The following is a 17,217-nucleotide window of genomic DNA, read 5'->3' as shown; positions in this document are numbered from 1 at the left end:
GCGCCACTCACAGGGAGTCATGCTCGGGGCGGCTCGTCAACGACGTAGGAGCCCTTACCTCGGACGGTGTGGACGAGCCCGCGGTCGACAAGAAGCTGCACGGCGGCCCGCGCGGTCGGCCGGGACACCCCGAACTCCTCCACGACTGCGGCCTCCGACGGGATGCGCCGACGCGGCGGGTACGTGCCGTCGGCGATCCGGGCCGTGAGCACAGCCGCGATCTGCTCGTACAAGGGGTCCGGTCCGTCCAGGTCCACGGTCATATATCGACCGTAGGAGCGATACGACGATGCTTCCCGTCGGGTGACGTCACCTGACAACACCTGACACGCCAGGTAGCGTCGACACGGAAGACCCCCGCGACCGTGCTACCGGTCCGGGGGCATGGCCGACTGCGAAGGAGTCGACGCATGCACCGTACCGGCCCCCCTGCCGCCACGGCAGAGGCCCCCGCCCCCCTCGACGTACCGCCCGCCATCGTGCGCGTCCTCGGACTGCCGCCGCTCCTGCTGGCGAAGGTCACCGTCGACCAGGCCCGCGGCGCCGTCTGTGTCTGGGGCACCGAACGACTCACCGGCGAGACGGCCGTCGACCTCGGCGAGCCGCTCGACACCGCCGGCCGTTGGTTCCCGCGCGCGTGCCGACGCCACGTCGCCGACCGCGCGCACCGCGCGCTCCTCGTCCACGCCCCCGGCTGCGGGGACTGCCGGAAGCGGCCGGCGCCCAGCGAGACCGCCGCCTGCGAGACCGCCCGCGCCCTGTACCGGCTCGTGAGGGACGGCCGACGCTGATGCCGCAGGACCCGGACCGCCCGTACCGCCCGGGCCACGAGATGGGCTACTGCTGGGAGAAGTTCGGCCCGCGCAAGCTGCACTGCTGCCGCGAGCCGTACCACTCGGATGACGACGGCAAGGGCGGGCACTGGACGCCCTACGGCGGCGGCCCCGAGACGTTCCGCTCCCGGCTCGCAGACCGCCGACCGAGCCAGTAGCGGAACCGCGGCCCCGGATGGCGAACTGCCGACCGGGGCCGCCTGGCGTCCGTACCCTGAGCCTGGAGGTGACCGTGACCGAGTGGATCGACCCGCGCTACGCGAAGCTGGTGGCGGCGTGGAAGCGAACGCAGCAGCCCACATCGCGTGACCCGAAGGAGCAGCGGCCTGTGCGGGGGTTCATCTTCCCGCCCAAGCCCTGAAACCTTCCTGACTGCGGCCCGTCTCCGTCCTCCGTCGGGGGCGGGCCGCTCATCTCACGAGGTCGGCGAGGGGCACGTCGAGAACGCGGGCGATCCGCAGCAGCGTGAAGAGCGTCGGGTTGTGGCGGCCGGATTCGATGAGCTGGAGGACGTTGCGGCTGATGCCGGCGCCGAGGTGGAGGCGCTCTTGCGTGATCTTCTTACGCTCGCGTTCAGCGCGGATGCGCTCGCCGAGGACGTGGCTGTGCTCGTAGAGCCAGTCATCGTCGTCGGGTGCGTGCACTCGACAAACGCTCCGACGAAGATCATCCTAAGTCAGCACGATAAATGAGGCATCTTCGCCTGCGGCATACAAGCACGATTCAATTAAGACACTCGTTCGAGTGACGTGACGTTCGACTTATTGCAACATGCAAGCTTTTGCCTAACGATTACCCAGGCCCCCCCCACGCGTCCCCACATCCCCAGCACGACAGATCAGCAGGTGGCACCACATGACCGATGAGCAGTCCCACCCCACCGGGACCCTCACCGACCTCCAGTACGCACGCATCGACTACGCGCGCCGCGACCTCGACTCCGCCCGCGCCGAAGACCTCGCCCAGCTGGACGCCGCCGGCCTCATCCTCATGGTCGAACGCCTCCGGGGACGCCTTGGCGACGTGCTCGACCTCGTAGACGAACTTACAGACCTACATCAGTAAAGCCATTTGTGGAGCCACACCCGGCTGATCGTCGACGTCGTCGCGGGCCGGGGCAGCGGGTTCTCGCTGGAGGCGCCCGAGGGGGTGCGTTTCCTCATCCGTTCCCGCGTCGTCGGCGCATAGCCGTCCCCCGGGACGCCGCGGTCTGGTGCACTGCCCCTGAGCCTACGTCAGGTGACGAGACATCAGGAGGCACTGTGACGCACCGTCGCACACGTTTCCCGACGGGCGGGGAGGACGGGAGACCGGCGGAACCGCCGGGCAAAGCGGACGGCAGACCGGCGGCACCCTCGCGCAGACCATTACTGGCGCTCCTCGCGGCCCTCGGCACGCTGGCCTGCGCGAGCCTGACGGGCGCGGCACCGGCGGGCGCGGCACCGGCGGGCGCGGCACCGGCGGGCGCGGCACCGGCGGGCGCCGCGCAGTACGCGGCGCAGATCGCGCCGGGAGTGACGTACGAGGAGTTCGACATCCCCGCCGCCAAGGGGGTGACGCACGCCCACGTGCTGAGTGTCGACCTTCGCGACCCGCGCGTACGGCTCGGCCTGCTGTATCCGGGGGCGGTCGCCGCACGCGCCCCGGTCTCCCGGCTGGCCGGCACCCAGGGCGCCGTCGCCGGCGTCAACGGCGACTTCTTCAACATCACCGAGACCCAGCACCCGGGCGTAGAGGCCACCGGCGCGAGCGTCGGCCCGGCGATCGCGCACGGCCGGGCACTCAAGGGGGCGGTGCCGGACGGCCAGCGCTTCGGGCCCGCGCTGCCGCCCGGCACGACGACCCGCGACGTACTCGGCGTGGGGGTCGACCGTCGGGCCCGACTGGACCGGCTGTCCCTGGACGGATCCGTCCGCACCCGGGACGGGCGGCTCCCACTCGGCGGCTTCAACCAGTACGCGCTGCCGACCGGCTCGATCGGCGCGTTCACCAGCGCGTGGGGCGGCGCCTCCCGGATGCGCGCGACCTGCGGCACCGACACCGACCGCGCCGCCCCGTGCAGCACGGACACCTACGAGGTGACGGTGCGCGGCGGCCGGGTCGTCGCCGCCTCCGGGACACCCGGCAGCGGCCCGGTCACTTCCGGAACGACGGTGCTGGTCGGCCGGGAGGAGGGCGCGCGGCGGCTGCGGCGGCTCTCCCCCGGTGAGCCGGTCCGGGTGCGGCACCGGCTGGTGGCGTCGGCCTCCCGGGTCCCGTACCGCTTCGCGCTCGGCGGCTACCCCGTGCTGGCGGACGGGCGACCACTGCCCGCCCTCGACGACACCGTGTCGGCCGTGCGCACCGCGGCGGGCGTGGCGGACGGTGGCAGGCGGGTGTTCCTGCTCGCGCTGGACGGCTCGCCCGCCTACCGCACCGGCCTCACGATCGCCGAAGTCGCTTCCGTAATGCGGGGTTTGGGCGCGGTCGACGCCTTCAGTCTGGACGGTGGCGGCTCGACGACCCTGGTCGCCCGGGAGCCGGGCGCGGCCGGCGTCTCCGTGCGCAACAGTCCCAGCGGCGGCGCCGAGCGCCCCGTGCCGAACGGCATCGGGGTCTTCTCCTCACCATGACACCGCCGCGCCGCCCCTGTCCTTCTCTCACGGTCTGAGGCTGCCGACGATCTCCGCCGTCGCGGCCAGACCGCTGCTGATGGTCGGGGCGATGCTCGTACTGGCCAGGTAGAAGCCGAGCAACAGGCACACCAGTGCGTGCGAGACCTTCAGCCCGCCGTTGCGCAGGAAGATCACCGCCAGGACGGACAGCAACAGCACCACTGAGATGGAAACGGCCATCGTCAACCTCCTCCGCCACGTCCACTTCGCGGCGTTCGGCCGTAAGTGTGGCGTAGCGGAGGGTTCGTCCGGGCGGCTGACCTGTCCTCCGAACGAGTGGTGTTACGTCGGTGTCCTACGCGTCCCGGTGGGCGTCGAGGAACGTCTCCAGCCCGGCGAGGTCGTCGGTGTTGAGGTGATCGACCCCGGCGGCGAGCAGTTCGGTCCACACGGCGTCCCGTGCGGGGCCCGCGATGTCGGGCGTGGCCCAGAACCGTACCCGCTGCCCGCGGGAGTGCGCGGCGCCGACGATGCCCCGCAGCTTGCGCCGCTCGGCCGCCGGGAAGGCGCCCACTCCCCGCCAGGTGAAGTTGAGCGTCCAGTTGTCGCTGATCAGCGGGATGAAGGAGGCCGGCGCGGAGCTGCCGAGGTCGGTGAGACGGCCGTCGTAGAAGGCGCGGCGGGTGCGCTGGGCCGCCATGGGGGCGCGGGCGGCCCGGTCACCGGAGATCACCGCGGTGACGGCGCCGGGGAACACCCGGCCGTGGGCGTAGGTGGTGAACAGGTGCTTGTAGCGGCGCAGGTGGCGGTCGAGTTCGAGGTACGTCGACGATCCCTCGGTCTTGAGGTCGATCAGGAGATGCAGGGCGCGACGGTCCCGCCGGTACACCCGGCCGTGGTGGGCGCGGACCCGGGCGGCGAGGGGGTCGAGGTAGAGGGATTCCAGGGTGCGGGAGGGGTCGAGGTCCTCGGGGTCGTGGGCGACCAGAAGTTGGCCGTCGACCAGGTAGATGTCGGCCTCGACGCTGCCGAAGCGGTGGTCGAGGGCGTCGAGGAGGGGGCGGGGGTGCTCGTAGTCGTTGTGGGCGTGGGCGCGCCACAACGGGCGCGGTCCGTGCCTGCCTTCGCTCGCCAGTGCGGTGCCGGCGGGCAGGGCGACCGCGCCCGCGAGGGCGGCGCCGAGGGTGGTGAGGGCTCTGCGTCGGGTGGTGAGGGCCATGCTCTGCCTCCCTGGAGGTGCCTTACGGGACGCCTGTGAGTATGGAGTCCCGATGCCTTCAGGGAGCAGAGTCGTGCGGGGAGTTGGCCGGACCGCCGCCGCTCGTTCACTTCCGCGCGGCGGCGGGCGGGCGCCCTACGTGAAGCGCCCGCCCCAGACGGGACGGGCACTTCGCGTACGGGGGCGGACGGTCAGGGTGCCCGCAGGTCGACCAGTTCGGCCAGCGCCGCCCGGTGGGTGCCGGCCGCGCCGTAGGCGATCGAGTCGGCCTTGGCCCGCTTCAGGTACAGATGGACCGGGTGCTCCCACGTCATACCGATGCCGCCGTGCAGTTGCAGCGCCTCCTCGGCGGCGTGGACGGCGACCTGGCCCGCGTACGCCTGGGCCACCGCGACGGCCACGTCGGTGTCCTCGCCGGTCGCCAGCGCGTCGGCCGCGTTGCGGGCGGCGGCGCGCAGGCCCGCGACCTCCAGCCACAGCCGGGCAAGCCGGTGCTTGAGCGCCTGGAACCCGCCGACCTGGCGGTTGAACTGCTTGCGCTCCTTGAGGTAGCGGACCGTCTCGGTCAGCAGCCAGTCGGAGACGCCCAGTTGCTCGGAGGCGAGCAGACCCGCGCCGGCCCGCAGGGCGCGCCGTACGGCGGGTCCGGCGTCGCCGAGCCGGCGCCCGGACGCGCCGTCGAGAGTCACCCGGGCCACCGGCCGGGTCAGGTCCAGGGACACCTGCGGGGTGACGGTCACGTCGGCGGCGCGGACCGCGTACAGTCCCCCGTCGTCCGCGGGCACCAGCAGCACGTCGGCGACGGCCGCGTCGGCGACGCCGGTCAACTCCCCGTGCAGGAGCCCGTCTTCGATCCGTACGTGCGGTACGGCGGCGCCCGGTGCGACGTGCAGCCCGACGGCGAGTGCGGCGACGGTCGTCGCGGACGCCAGTTCGGTGAGCAGGTCGTCGGGCCCGCAGGCCAGCAGGGCCTCGGTGGCGACCACGGCGCTCGTCAGATAGGGCACCGGAGCGACCGCGCGCCCCAGTTCCTCGAGGACCACGGCGGTTTCCCGGTGGGTGGCGCCCTGGCCGCCCAGTTCCTCGGGGATCAGCAGGCCGGCGAGGCCCATCGAGTCGGAGAGGGCCTTCCACAGCGACACGTCGTGCGGGGCTGCCGACTCGGTGCGGGCGATGACGCCCGCCGGGTCGCAGTGGTCGGTGAGCAGGTCCCGGACGGCGGCGCGCAGCGCCTCTTCCTCCTCCGAGTAGAGCAGGCCGGGTTCCGACTGTGCGCTCATCGGGCGAGGTCCTTCCATGCGACGTCCTTGTCGGTGCGCGGCTCGGCGGGCAGCCCCAGGACGCGCTCGGCGACGATGTTCAGCAGGACCTCGCTGGTCCCGCCCTCGATGCTGTTGCCCTTGGACCGCAGGTAGCGGTACCCGGCGTCGCGGCCGGTGAAGTCCACCAGCTCGGGGCGGCGCATGGTCCAGTCGTCGTACAGGAGGCCCTCCTCGCCGAGGAGTTCGACCTCCAGGCCGCTGATCTCCTGGTTGAGGCGGGCGAAGTTCAGCTTCATGCCGGCGCCCTCGGGGCCCGGCTGGCCGGCCACCAGTTGCTGGCGCAGGCGGACGCCGGTGAGGCGGGCGACCTCGGCCTCGACCCACAGGCCGAGCAGGCGCTGGTGCAGGTCGTGGGTGCGCAGGTCGGGGCGTTCCCGCCAGGTCGCGGCGATCTTGCCGATCATGCCGCCCTCGCGGGGGACGGGGGTACCGCCGATGGCGACGCGCTCGTTGTTCAGCGTGGTCTGCGCGACCCGCCAGCCGTCGCCGGTCTCGCCCAGGCGGCGGGAGTCGGGGATGCGGACGTCGCTGAGGAAGACCTCGTTGAACTCCGCCTCACCGGTGATCTGGCGCAGCGGCCGGACCTCGACGCCGGGGTCGGTCATGTCGCACACGAAGTACGTGATGCCCCGGTGCTTGGGGAGGTCCGGATCGGTGCGGGCGATGAGGATGGCCCAGCGGGCGAGGTGCGCGCTGGACGTCCACACCTTCTGTCCGTTGACCACCCAGTCCCCGCCGTCCCGGACGGCCCGTGTGCCGAGGGCGGCCAGGTCGGATCCGGCACCGGGCTCGCTGAAGAGCTGGCACCAGACCTCCTCGCCGGTCCACAGCGGACGCAGGAGGCGGCGCTTCTGCTCCTCGGTGCCGTACTGGAGGATGGTCGGCGCGGCCATGCCGAGGCCGATGCCGATGCGCCGGGGGTCGTTGTCGGGGGCGCCCGCGGCCACCAGTTCGGCGTCCACGACGGCCTGGAGGGAGCGTGGGGCGCCGAGCCCTCCTAGCCCCTCCGGGTAGTGCACCCAGGCGAGTCCGGCGTCGAAGCGGGCCCGGAGGAAGTCCAGGCGGTCGGTGCCGGCCGGTGGATGCGCGGCCAGCAGCTCCTTCGTACGGCGGCGCAGTTCCGCTGCGTCGGTCATGCGGCGGCTCCCTTCTCCAGCTTCTCCGGTACGACGGCCACCCGGCCGGTCGTCCTGCCGTCGGCGACGCGCTGCACGGCGTCCGCGGCGCCGCCGAGCGGCACCCGCTCGCTCACCAGCGGCTTGACTGCGCCCCGTGCGGCCAGCTCGGTGAGCTGTTCGTGGCAGTGCTGGACCAGCTCGGGGTTCTTGGTGTTGTACAGGCCCCAGTGCAGGCCGAGGACCGCGTAGTTCTTCACCAGGGCGTGGTTCAGCGCGGGGCTGGGGATCGTGCCGCTCGCGAAGCCGACGACGACGATCCGGCCCTCGAAGGCGACGACCTTGGCGGACTGGGCGTAGGCCTGGCCGCCCACCGGGTCGTAGATCACGTCGGCGCCCCGGCCGCCGGTGGCCTCCTTCACGACGGCGACGACGTCCTCGTCGCGTCGGTCGACGACCACGTCGCAGCCCAGCTCGCGGGCGACGGCCGCCTTGTCGGGGCCGCCGACGACGCCGATGACGGTGGCGCCGGCAGCCTTGCCGAGCTGCACGGCCGCGCTGCCGACCCCTCCGGCGGCGGCGTGGACGAGCAGCGTCTCGCCCGCCTGAAGCCGGGCCCGGCGGTGCAGGCCGAACCAGCCGGTCTGGTAGCCGATGTGCAGGGCGGCGGCCTCGGCGTCGTCGAGGGCGTCCGGGGCGGACAGCAGAGCCCGGGCGTCCGCGAGGGCGTACTCGGCGAAGCCGCCGTGCGGCAGCGCGGGGTTGGCGATGACGCGGCGCCCGTCCTCGGTCTCGCCGCAGATCTCCACGCCCGGCGTGAACGGCAGCGGCGGCCTGACCTGGTACTGACCCCGGCACAGCAGGGCGTCCGGGAAGTTGATGTTCGCGGCGCGGACCTTGAGCAGGACCTGCCCGTCGCCGGGCGTCGGCGGCGCGACGTCCGCGAGGCGCATCACCTCGCCCGGCTCGCCGTTCTCGTGCACCTGCCATGCCTGCATGCGGGGCCTCCACCGACTGCGTCGTCCGACCGGGTCCCCCGCATACTAAGCGGTCGCTTGCCGATGAGGGAACAGGTCGCGGGCAGTCGCCGGGTCACAACGGGTGAGCCGTCCCGGCCGGGAGGAGCGGACGACGTTACCGGGCGGGCGCACACCGCGACCGGGCGGGCGGCGCGACCGGCGGAGAACCACCGGGACCGGGCCACGGCAATACCCGGAGGGACGGACCGCCACGACCGGGCCGACGGGCCGTCACGGCTGCGCCGAGGGCCGCGCCCGTACGTGCATACGCTCACCCTGCGGCCCGAAGAGGCTGAGGAACTCGACCGGCCCCTCCCCCGTCGACCCGAACCAGTGCGGCACCCGCGTGTCGAACTCGGCCGCCTCCCCCGCCGACAGCACCACGTCGTGATCGCCGAGCACGAGCCGCAGCCGGCCGGAGAGGACGTACAGTCACTCGTACCCCTCATGGGTCCGCGGGTCCGGCTCGTCCTGGCGCCGGGGCTCCAGCACCTTGAACGCCTGGAGTCCACCCGGCTGACGAGTGAGGGGCCAGTGGGTGCGGCCGTGGCGCACGATCGGCTTGGCACGCACCCGGGGATCGCCGACCGGCGGGGCGCCGACCAGTTCGTCCAGCGGCACCTGGTGGGCCTGCGCGATCGGGAGCAGCAGTTCGAGGCTCGGCTTGCGCAGGCCCGACTCCAGCCGCGACAGGGTGCTCACCGAGATCCCGGTCGTCTCGGACAGCGCCGCCAGGGTCACCTCACGCTCCTTGCGCACCTGGCGGAGCCTCGGTCCGACACCGGCGAGAACGTCGTCTGCAGTCATGTCTTTATTGCAGAACCGGCAAATGTATTTGTCAATCCCGCGCCGTCCGAGCGACCTTCTACGTGGAGGTGGTCACCGTGACCCAGAACAAGAACCTGACCGGCGAGTACGACGTGGTGGTGGTCGGCGGCGGTGCGGCCGGGCTGTCCGCCGCGCTCGTCCTGGGCCGGGCGCGGCTGCGCACCCTGGTCGTCGACGCCGGTGAGCCGCGCAACGCGCCCTCGGACCACATGCAGGGCTACCTGACCCGGGACGGCATGTCGCCGGCCGAGTTCCTGGCGCTCGGCCGGGAGGAGATCGCCCGGTACGGCGTGGAACTCGTCCGCGACCGGGCGGTGGACGTGGCGCGGGGCGAGGACTTCGCCGTGGAGCTGGCCGGCGGACGGACCGTGCACGCCCGCCGGCTGATCGTCACGACCGGGCTCAGGGACGAGCTGCCGGCGGTGCCCGGTGTCGCCGAGAGGTTCGGCCGGGATGTGCTGCACTGCCCGTTCTGCCACGGCTGGGAGGTGCGCGACCAGAGCTTCGGCGTCCTCGCCACCAGCCCGCTCGGCGTGCACCAGGCGCTGATGGTGTCCAACTGGTCGGACGACGTGACCCTGTTCCTGCACACGGTTCCCGAGGAGGAACTGTCCGACGACGACCTGCGCCGGCTCGCCGCGGCCGGGGTCAAGGTGGTGCCCGGTGAGGTCGCCGCCCTGCGGGTCGAGGACGACCGGCTCACCGGGGTCCGGCTGGCGGACGGCACGGCGCACGACCGCTCGGTGGTGTTCGTCGGCCCCGAGGCCGTACCGCAGACCGGCCTGATGGAGCGGCTGGGCGCCGAGCTGCGGGACACCCCGTTCGGCGCGTACCCCGTGGTGGACCCGACGGGCCGGACCAGCGTGCCCGGCGTGTGGACCGCCGGCAACGCGATGGGGTTCGCGGAGCAGGTCGTGCACGCGGCGAGCGGCGGCTACCGCGCGGCGTCGGCGATCGTCGGCGACCTGGTCATGTCGGACCTGGACGCGGCCATCGCCGGCTAGGGGCGCCACGGGAGGGCCGCGGAAACGCCGCGGTGCCGCCGGATCGACGGGGCGGGGAGGCGGGTGCGTTGCCTCGCCCCCGCCCTTCCGGCAGGGGAGCCTGCCGCGCCCGGTACCGCGCCCCTGGCACGGACCGCCGGGCGGATCCCGGAGGCGGCCCGACGCTCGACCGCCACCCGGCGACACGAGCACCCGACGACCGACCGCCCGGAGCCGCGGACCGGCCCAAGGCCCAAGCACCCGGCGGGCACTCCGACGGGCATGGCGTCGGTCGCCGCGCGGGCCGACGCGGCGGACCATCCGCGGGGTGTGTCCTGGCGCTCCCCGGTGCACCATGGCTGCATGCTGCTTGCCCGGTTGGCCCAGGTGTCCCGGGAGGTCGCCGCCATCTCGGCGCGGTCCCGGAAGACCGCCCTGCTCGCGGAGCTGTTCCGGGAGGCGGAGGCGGCGGACGTGCCGGTCGTCATCCCGTATCTGGCGGGACGGCTCCCCCAGGGCCGGATCGGCGTCGGCTGGAAGGTGCTGGCCCGCCCGGTCGAACCGGCCACCGAGCCCACCCTGACCGTCCGGGAGGTGGACGTCCGGCTCACCCGGCTCGCGGCGGTGTCCGGCGCGGGCTCGCAGGCCGAGCGGACCCGGCTGGTCGGCGAGCTGATGGGCGCGGCCACCGCGGACGAGCAGCGCTTCCTGGTCGGGCTGCTCACCGGCGAGGTCCGGCAGGGCGCCCTGGACGCGGCCGCCGTCGAGGGCCTCGCCGCGGCGACCGGCGCGCCCCCGGCGGACGTACGGCGGGCGGTGATGCTCGCCGGCTCGCTGCAGACGGTGGCCGAGGCCCTGCTCGCCGACGGGCCGGACGCCCTGGAACGGTTCCGGCTCACCGTCGGCCGGCCGGTCCTGCCGATGCTCGCCCACAGCGCCTCCTCGGTCGCCGAGGCGGTCGGCAGGCTGGGCGCCGCGGCGGCCGTGGAGGAGAAGCTGGACGGCATCCGGGTCCAGGTGCACCGGAACGGCGACGCCGTACGGCTCTACACCCGCACCCTGGACGACATCACCGACCGGCTCCCCGAGGTCACCGCCGCCGCCCTCGCGCTGCCCGGCGAGCGGTTCATCCTGGACGGCGAGGTGATCTCCTTCGACGAGGGCGGACGCCCCCGCTCCTTCCAGGAGACCGCCGGGCGGGTCGGCTCCCGCACGGACGTCGCCACGGCCGCGCGGGCCGTGCCCGTCTCCGTCGTGTTCTTCGACGCGCTCTGCGTCGACGGCCGCGACCTGCTGGACCTGCCGCTGACCGAGCGGCACGCGGAGCTGGCCCGGCTGGTCCCCGAGCCGGCCCGGGTGCGGCGCACGCTGGTCCGCGGGCCCGCGGAGACCGGCGCCGCCGAGGAGTTCCTCGCCGAGACGTTGAAGCGCGGTCACGAGGGTGTCGTGGTCAAGGGGCTCGACGCCGTCTACAGCGCCGGCCGGCGCGGCGCGTCCTGGCTGAAGGTCAAGCCCGTCCACACGCTCGACCTGGTCGTGCTGGCCGCCGAGTGGGGCCACGGCCGCCGCACCGGCAAGCTCTCCAACCTCCACCTCGGCGCCCGCACCGCCGACGGTTCCTTCGCCATGCTCGGCAAGACCTTCAAGGGCATGACCGACGCGCTGCTGACCTGGCAGACCGGGCGTCTGAGGGAGCTGGCCGTGGAGGAGCACGGCTGGGGCGTGACCGTACGCCCCGAACTCGTCGTGGAGATCGCCTACGACGGCCTCCAGCGCTCCACCCGGTACCCGGCCGGTGTCACCCTCCGCTTCGCCCGCGTGCTCCGCTACCGCGAGGACAAGCGCCCCGAGGAGGCGGACACGGTGGACGCCCTGCTCGCCACGCACCCCGAGGCGGCCCCGTGAGGCGCAGCGCGGGCCTCCTGCTGTACCGGCGCGGCCCCGACCGGCAACCTCAGGTGCTCCTCGGCCACATGGGCGGCCCCTTCCACGCCCGCCGGGAGGCCGGCGCGTGGACCGTCCCGAAGGGCGAGTACGGCCCCGACGAGCCCGCCTGGGAGGCGGCCCGGCGCGAGTTCGAGGAGGAGCTGGGGCTGCCGCCGCCCGACGGCGAGGCCGTCCCGCTCGGCGAGGTCCGGCAGGCGGGCGGGAAGGTCGTCACGGTCTGGGCCGTCGAGGCGGACCTCGATCCGGCGGCGGTCGTCCCCGGCACGTTCGGCATGGAGTGGCCGCCGAGGTCGGGGCGGACCGTGGAGTTCCCCGAACTGGACCGGGTGGCGTGGTTCACCGTGGACCGGGCGCGCGAGGTGATCGTGAAGGCGCAGGCCGCGTTTCTCGACCGGCTGGCTGAGCACTCGCACCGACGAGAAGGCGACGGATGACGAGTGACGAGCAGCGAGCGGAACCCGGACCAGACCCGTCCGCGTTGCGGCACTGCGCGCCGCACGCCAAGGTCGAAGCACGAGTCCGCACCCAGGGAGGTCGGCCATGCCCATCGCGACGGTGAACCCGGCGAACGGTGAGACGCTCAGGACGTACGAGGCCATGGGCGAGGAGGAGATCGAGCGCCGGCTCCAGCTCGCGGAGGCCACCTTCCGCACGTACCGGACCACGGGGTTCTACGAGCGGGCCGGCCTCATGCGCCGGGCCGCCGATCTCCTGGAGGCGGACCGCAAGGAGATCGGGCAGGTCATCACCACGGAGATGGGCAAGCCGATCAAGCAGGCCCGCGCGGAGGCCGCCAAGTGTGCCAAGGCCATGCGCTGGTACGCCGATCACGCGGCGGAGCTGCTGGCCGACGAGGAGCCCGCCGAGGCGGACGTGAAGGACTCCGGCGCCTCCCGCGCCCTGGTCCGCTACCGGCCGCTCGGACCGGTGCTCGCGGTGATGCCGTGGAACTTCCCGCTCTGGCAGGTGATCCGGTTCGCGGCGCCCGCGCTGATGGCGGGCAACGTCGGGCTGCTCAAGCACGCCTCGAACGTGCCGCAGACCGCCCTGTACCTGGAGGACCTGTTCCACCGGGCGGGCTTCCCCGAGGGCTGCTTCCAGACGCTGCTGATCGGTTCCGCCGCCGTGGACGACATCCTGCGCGACGAGCGGGTGCGGGCCGCCACCCTCACCGGCAGCGAGCCGGCCGGCCGCGCGGTCGCCTCCACCGCCGGGGAGATGATCAAGAAGACGGTGCTGGAGCTGGGCGGCAGCGACCCGTTCGTGGTGATGCCGTCCGCCGACGTCGACCGGGCCGCCGAGGTCGCGGTGACCGCGCGCACGCAGAACGCCGGGCAGTCCTGCATCGCCGCCAAGCGGTTCATCGTGCACACGGACGTGTACGACGCCTTCGCCGCCCGCTTCACCGAGGCTATGCGGGCGCTGCGGGTAGGCGACCCGATGGACGAGGACACCGAGGTCGGCCCGCTCTCCAGCGAGCAGGGCGTGAACGACCTCGTGGAGCTGGTCGACGACGCGGTACGCGGCGGGGCGGCCGTGCTGTGCGGAGGCGAACGCCCCGACGGCCCGGGCTGGTACTACCCGCCGACCGTACTGGCCGGCGTGACGCGTGAGATGCGCATCCACCGCGAGGAGGCCTTCGGCCCGGTCGCCACGCTGTACCGCGCGGCCGACCTGGACGAGGCGGTGCTGATCGCCAACGACTCGGACTTCGGGCTCAGTTCCAACGTCTGGACGCGCGACGACACCGACGTGGACCGCTTCGTACGGGACCTGGAGGCGGGCGGCGTGTACGTCAACGGGATGACGGCGTCCCATCCGGCGTTCCCGTTCGGCGGGGTCAAGCGGTCGGGCTACGGTCGTGAGCTGTCCGGGCACGGAATCCGGGAGTTCTGCAACATCACCACCGTATGGCACGGAGCGTGAGCCTTCCGCGACTACGATCCCCTTTGTGAACCGCGAAGTGACCCTGCCTCTGATCGTCGACGACCGCGGCACCTTGCAGGTCGCCGCGTCCGACGTGAGCAAGCTTCTGCGCACCGTGGGCGGGCGATGGCTGCGGCTGGTGGAGGCCGGCGAGGAGACGCTGGACGAGGACACGGTCGCGGCCCTCACCATCGAGCTCGCCAAACTGGCCGACCGGATCGACGTGGCGTGCATCGCCCACAGCAGCGGCCAGTCCTCCTGACGCCCGTCGCGCCCTGCGCCCGCCCGGTCCCCGGGAGGAGTAGCCCGGCGAGAGATCGCCGCCCCCGTGAGTGATGGCGGGTGAGGCCCCCGGAAAGCAGGCCGGGCCCGGTCATCGTCGTACCCCCGGACTGCCCCACGCCTTCGCGAACCCGAAGGGCGAGCCCGCCAGGATGTTCTTCCGGGCGAGCCCGCCCCCGGGCCACGAACACTGCTTCGAGGCTTCTGGAGATGCTCGTCGAGGGCGGCCCTGTGGACCACCAGGCCATCGAGGCGCTGAGGGCCAGGTACGGCGTCGAGCAGTCGACGCCGCTCAGGCGCCGGCAGGGCCGGCCCTGGCCCGCCCTGGCCCGTCCTGGCCCGTCCTAGCGGATCGGCATCCCCGCCAGGGTCCGCGCGATCACCAGCCGCTGGATCTCGCTGGTGCCCTCGAAGATGGTGTAGATCGCGGAGTCGCGGTGCATCCGCTCGACCGGGTACTCCCGGGTGTAGCCGTTGCCGCCCAGGATCTGGATCGCCTGGGCGGTCACCTTCTTCGCCGTCTCACTCGCGAACAGCTTGGACATCGATCCCTCGGCCGCCGTGAACGGCTTGCCGTTGACCGCCATCCACGAGGCCCGCCACACCAGCAGCCGCGCCGCGTCGATGGACGTCCGCATGTCCGCGAGCTGGAAGGCGACGCCCTGGTTGTCGATGATCGGCCGCCCGAACTGCTCCCGGGTCTGGGCGTACTCGAGGGCCACCTCGTACGCGGCGCGTGCGGTGCCGACCGCCATCGCGCCGACCGCCGGACGTGACGCCTCGAACGTGGCCATCGCCGCGTTCTTCACACGCCCCCCGCCCTTCTGGGCCTTCTCCCGGGCGCGGGCCAGGCGGGCGTCCAGCTTCTCCTTGCCGCCGAGCAGGCAGGAGCCGGGGACGCGCACGTTGTCCAGGATCACCTCGGCGGTGTGCGAGGCGCGGATGCCGTGCTTCTTGAACTTCTGGCCCTGGGACAGCCCCGGCGTGTTCGGCGGGACGATGAAGGAGGCGTGGCCCTTGGAGCCCAGCTCCGCGTCGACGACCGCGACTACGACGTGGACGTTGGCGATGCCGCCGTTGGTCGCCCAGGTCTTGGTGCCGTTGAGGACCCACTCGTCCTTGGCCTCGTCGTACACGGCCCGCGTGCGCATGGACGCCACGTCGGAGCCGGCGTCCGGCTCGGAGGAGCAGAACGCGGCGACCTTGACGTCGTTCGCGTCGCCGTACATCTGGGGGATCCAGGTGCCGATCTGCTCCTCGGTGCCGTTGGCGAGGACGCCGACGGCGGCCAGGCCGGTGCCGACGATGGACAGGGCGATGCCGGCGTCGCCCCAGAACAGCTCCTCCATCGCCATGGGAATGCCGAGGCCGGTGGGGTCGAAGTACTGCTGGGCGTAGAAGTCGAGGGAGTAGATGCCGACCTTGGCGGCCTCCTGGATGACCGGCCAGGGAGTCTCCTCACGCTCGTCCCATTCGGCGGCCGCGGGGCGGATGACGTCGGCCGCGAAGCCGTGCAGCCAGTCCCGGACCTCCTTCTGTTCGTCGTTGAGCTCCATGGTGAACTCGGCCATGTCCCCTCCAGTGACGCACGTGCATGTTACTTGCGGTAACCCGAGTCTGTTACCGGTTAGTAGGAAAAGTCAACTCCCGAGGCCCCGTCGCCCTCCCGTTCGATGTCCGACGCCCGTCGGGTGTTAGTTTGCGCAGGCGTCACCGAACCAGCACGGGTGGGGAGAGCACATGGACACCACGCAGCGGACCGATCAGCAGCGGTCCGCCGACCGCAGACGGCGCGAGTTGCTGGAGGCCGCCGACCGGGTGGTGCTGCGCGACGGCCCACAGGCCTCGATGAACGCCATCGCCGCCGAGGCCGGCATCACCAAGCCGATCCTCTACCGCCACTTCGGCGACAAGAGCGGACTGTACGCCGCCCTGGCCAGGCGGCACACGGACGCCCTCCTCGCATCGCTGCGGGCCGCCCTGGACGCACCGGCGGAGCGGCGGGAACGCGTCGAGGCCACCCTGGACACCTATCTGGCGGCGATCGAGGCACGCCCGCAGGTGTACCGCTTCCTGATGCATCCGGCGGAGGGCACCACCACACCCGGCGACCAGGCCGACCAGGGCTTCGACGTCGGCAAGCACTCGGCTCCGCTATTGCGCCGCATGGGCGAGGAACTGGCCCAGGTCATCGAGGAGCGCCTCGACGTCGGGCCGGGCACCCAGCAGCTCGCCCGGGTGTGGGGGCACGGGATCGTCGGTATGATGCACGCCGCCGGAGACTGGTGGCTGGGCGAACGCCCGTGCTCCCGGGCGGAGTTGGTGCGCAGCCTCGCCGACCTGCTGTGGGGCCGCCTCGCCGCGGCCGGCGACAAGGCGGGCGGCCCGGGCTTCTGACGGCCGCGGGCGGTGTCCGCGGACCGTACGTGCCCGTGCGGCGGCGCCACCCGCCGGCACAGCCCCGCCGGCCACAACCCCTCCGGCACAGCCCCTCCGGTGCGACCGCCCCGACGAGACCGCCGGCGAAGCCCCTCCCCGGCCGGCGCGCTCAGCGGCGCCAGGACGTCCGCGCCACCTGCCGCGTCAGCTTCCGGTGGCGCCGGCCGGCCAGGCGGTCGGCGTACACCAGGCCCTCCAGGTGATCGCACTCGTGCTGGAGGCACCGGGCGAAGAACCCCGTCCCGCGCACGGTGACCGGCTCCCCGGTCACCGTGAAGCCCGTCACGACCGCCTCGTCGTGACGCTCGGTCCCGGCCTCCAGCCCCGGCAGCGACAGACAGCCCTCCGGCCCGCGCACCACCACCCCGCCCGTCTCCACGAGCCGCGGGTTCACCACGTGGCCGAGATGGCGCTCGTCCTCGTCGTCCGGGCAGTCGTACACGAAGACGCGCAGTGGCGCGCCGATCTGGTTCGCGGCCAGGCCCACCCCGTGGGCGGCGTACATGGTCGCGAACAAGTCCTCCACGAGCGCCGCGAGTTCTGGACCGAAGCCCGTCACCTCGGCGCAGGGCGCGTGCAGGACGGGGTCGCCCAGGAGGCTGAGGGGTCGGACGCGCCCGTGGGCGCCCGGGATGGAGCCGTGTCGCATGGCGGCAAGAGTAAGGTCCCTGTGTCCCCGGGCGGTCCGCGCCCACCGCCAAAACCCCATG

General features: G+C 73.0%; 20 protein-coding genes and 3 pseudogenes. 13 read left to right on the top strand and 10 right to left on the bottom strand.

Annotated elements, in window-relative coordinates; translation table 11 throughout:
• Positions 1–17: 17 nt before the first annotated feature.
• Positions 18–263, bottom strand: a complete 246-nt coding sequence (locus tag B1H29_RS31565) for a GntR family transcriptional regulator (RefSeq protein WP_079160564.1) — start codon at positions 261–263, stop codon at positions 18–20.
• 147 nt (positions 264–410) lie between these two features.
• Here B1H29_RS31565 and B1H29_RS31560 point away from each other — a divergent pair, with 147 nt between their 5' ends.
• The 3 genes from B1H29_RS31560 (at position 411) to B1H29_RS39915 (ending at position 1,194) form a co-directional block, all read left to right on the top strand.
• Positions 411–791 (top strand): hypothetical protein, encoded by a 381-nt coding sequence (locus B1H29_RS31560; protein WP_055420701.1) that lies wholly within the window; start codon positions 411–413, stop codon positions 789–791.
• The gene (locus B1H29_RS31555; protein WP_055420702.1) at positions 791–991 is read left to right on the top strand and encodes a hypothetical protein; all 201 of its coding nucleotides are present in this window, start codon (positions 791–793) and stop codon (positions 989–991) included. The genes B1H29_RS31560 and B1H29_RS31555 overlap by 1 nt, the downstream gene beginning before the upstream one ends.
• A gap of 74 nt (positions 992–1,065) precedes the next feature.
• Positions 1,066–1,194 (top strand): hypothetical protein, encoded by a 129-nt coding sequence (locus B1H29_RS39915; protein WP_279636568.1) that lies wholly within the window; start codon positions 1,066–1,068, stop codon positions 1,192–1,194.
• Between the two features lie 49 nt (positions 1,195–1,243).
• Here the strand turns inward: B1H29_RS39915 and B1H29_RS31545 are convergent, their stop codons facing one another.
• Positions 1,244–1,477, bottom strand: a complete 234-nt coding sequence (locus B1H29_RS31545) for a helix-turn-helix domain-containing protein (RefSeq protein WP_055420704.1) — start codon at positions 1,475–1,477, stop codon at positions 1,244–1,246.
• A gap of 211 nt (positions 1,478–1,688) precedes the next feature.
• Between B1H29_RS31545 and B1H29_RS31540 the strand changes: the two genes are divergently transcribed.
• From B1H29_RS31540 to B1H29_RS31530, 3 genes and pseudogenes are all read left to right on the top strand, one after another.
• Complete coding sequence (locus B1H29_RS31540; RefSeq protein WP_055420705.1) at positions 1,689–1,898, top strand: hypothetical protein; 210 nt, start codon at positions 1,689–1,691, stop codon at positions 1,896–1,898.
• A 6-nt stretch (positions 1,899–1,904) separates the two neighbouring features.
• Positions 1,905–2,021, top strand: a pseudogene (locus B1H29_RS31535) (DUF779 domain-containing protein); the annotation flags it as partial.
• Positions 2,022–2,245: 224 nt separating this feature from the next.
• Positions 2,246–3,445 (top strand): phosphodiester glycosidase family protein, encoded by a 1,200-nt coding sequence (locus B1H29_RS31530; RefSeq protein WP_055420932.1) that lies wholly within the window; start codon positions 2,246–2,248, stop codon positions 3,443–3,445.
• A 27-nt stretch (positions 3,446–3,472) separates the two neighbouring features.
• On the opposite strand, the gene B1H29_RS31525 is transcribed toward B1H29_RS31530, so the two are convergent.
• From B1H29_RS31525 to B1H29_RS31500, 6 genes and pseudogenes are all read right to left on the bottom strand, one after another.
• Positions 3,473–3,667 carry a hypothetical protein gene (locus B1H29_RS31525; protein WP_055420706.1) on the bottom strand — a complete coding sequence of 65 codons (195 nt, stop codon included), beginning with the start codon at positions 3,665–3,667 and terminating at the stop codon, positions 3,473–3,475.
• Positions 3,668–3,782: 115 nt separating this feature from the next.
• Positions 3,783–4,646 carry a phosphatidylinositol-specific phospholipase C/glycerophosphodiester phosphodiesterase family protein gene (locus B1H29_RS31520; RefSeq protein ID WP_055420707.1) on the bottom strand — a complete coding sequence of 288 codons (864 nt, stop codon included), beginning with the start codon at positions 4,644–4,646 and terminating at the stop codon, positions 3,783–3,785.
• A gap of 191 nt (positions 4,647–4,837) precedes the next feature.
• A complete protein-coding gene (locus tag B1H29_RS31515) occupies positions 4,838–5,926 on the bottom strand; it encodes an acyl-CoA dehydrogenase family protein (RefSeq protein WP_055420708.1) in 1,089 nt (362 codons plus the stop codon).
• Positions 5,923–7,104, bottom strand: coding sequence for an acyl-CoA dehydrogenase (locus B1H29_RS31510; protein WP_055420709.1), 1,182 nt, complete (start codon positions 7,102–7,104; stop codon positions 5,923–5,925). The genes B1H29_RS31515 and B1H29_RS31510 overlap by 4 nt, the downstream gene beginning before the upstream one ends.
• Entirely contained in the window at positions 7,101–8,081 is a 981-nt protein-coding gene (locus tag B1H29_RS31505) for an NADPH:quinone oxidoreductase family protein (protein WP_055420710.1), read from the bottom strand. The genes B1H29_RS31510 and B1H29_RS31505 overlap by 4 nt, the downstream gene beginning before the upstream one ends.
• Before the next feature lie 252 nt (positions 8,082–8,333).
• Positions 8,334–8,909, bottom strand: a pseudogene (locus tag B1H29_RS31500) (helix-turn-helix domain-containing protein).
• Between the two features lie 77 nt (positions 8,910–8,986).
• On the opposite strand from B1H29_RS31500, the gene B1H29_RS31495 reads away from it, so the two are divergent.
• The 6 genes and pseudogenes from B1H29_RS31495 to B1H29_RS31470 form a co-directional block, all read left to right on the top strand.
• A complete protein-coding gene (locus B1H29_RS31495) occupies positions 8,987–9,934 on the top strand; it encodes an NAD(P)/FAD-dependent oxidoreductase (RefSeq protein ID WP_055420933.1) in 948 nt (315 codons plus the stop codon).
• Between the two features lie 342 nt (positions 9,935–10,276).
• Entirely contained in the window at positions 10,277–11,818 is a 1,542-nt protein-coding gene (locus B1H29_RS31490) for an ATP-dependent DNA ligase (RefSeq protein ID WP_055420934.1), read from the top strand.
• Complete coding sequence (locus B1H29_RS31485; protein ID WP_055420711.1) at positions 11,815–12,294, top strand: NUDIX domain-containing protein; 480 nt, start codon at positions 11,815–11,817, stop codon at positions 12,292–12,294. Before B1H29_RS31490 ends, B1H29_RS31485 begins: the two co-directional genes overlap by 4 nt.
• 106 nt (positions 12,295–12,400) lie before the next feature.
• Entirely contained in the window at positions 12,401–13,786 is a 1,386-nt protein-coding gene (locus tag B1H29_RS31480; RefSeq protein WP_055420712.1) for an NADP-dependent succinic semialdehyde dehydrogenase, read from the top strand.
• Positions 13,787–13,811: 25 nt separating this feature from the next.
• Positions 13,812–14,048: a DUF6213 family protein gene (locus tag B1H29_RS31475; RefSeq protein ID WP_055420713.1), complete on the top strand. Its 237-nt coding sequence runs from the start codon at positions 13,812–13,814 to the stop codon at positions 14,046–14,048.
• A gap of 101 nt (positions 14,049–14,149) precedes the next feature.
• Positions 14,150–14,416: pseudogene (locus B1H29_RS31470) on the top strand (cupin domain-containing protein); the annotation flags it as partial.
• On the opposite strand, the gene B1H29_RS31465 reads toward B1H29_RS31470, so the two are convergent.
• Positions 14,413–15,639, bottom strand: a complete 1,227-nt coding sequence (locus tag B1H29_RS31465; RefSeq protein ID WP_055420714.1) for an acyl-CoA dehydrogenase family protein — start codon at positions 15,637–15,639, stop codon at positions 14,413–14,415. The pseudogene B1H29_RS31470 and the gene B1H29_RS31465 sit on opposite strands and share 4 nt — an antisense overlap.
• A gap of 169 nt (positions 15,640–15,808) precedes the next feature.
• Here B1H29_RS31465 and B1H29_RS31460 point away from each other — a divergent pair, with 169 nt between their 5' ends.
• On the top strand, positions 15,809–16,465 hold the full coding sequence (locus B1H29_RS31460) for a TetR family transcriptional regulator (RefSeq protein WP_055420715.1): 657 nt from the start codon (positions 15,809–15,811) through the stop codon (positions 16,463–16,465).
• Between the two features lie 151 nt (positions 16,466–16,616).
• On the opposite strand, the gene def is transcribed toward B1H29_RS31460, so the two are convergent.
• A complete protein-coding gene (gene def, locus B1H29_RS31455; RefSeq protein WP_055420716.1) occupies positions 16,617–17,156 on the bottom strand; it encodes a peptide deformylase in 540 nt (179 codons plus the stop codon).
• Between the last annotated feature and the right edge of the window lie 61 nt (positions 17,157–17,217).

Source organism: Streptomyces pactum (assembly GCF_002005225.1).
GTDB lineage: Bacteria > Actinomycetota > Actinomycetes > Streptomycetales > Streptomycetaceae > Streptomyces > Streptomyces pactum_A.
This window is presented reverse-complemented; position numbering and strand designations above follow the sequence as displayed.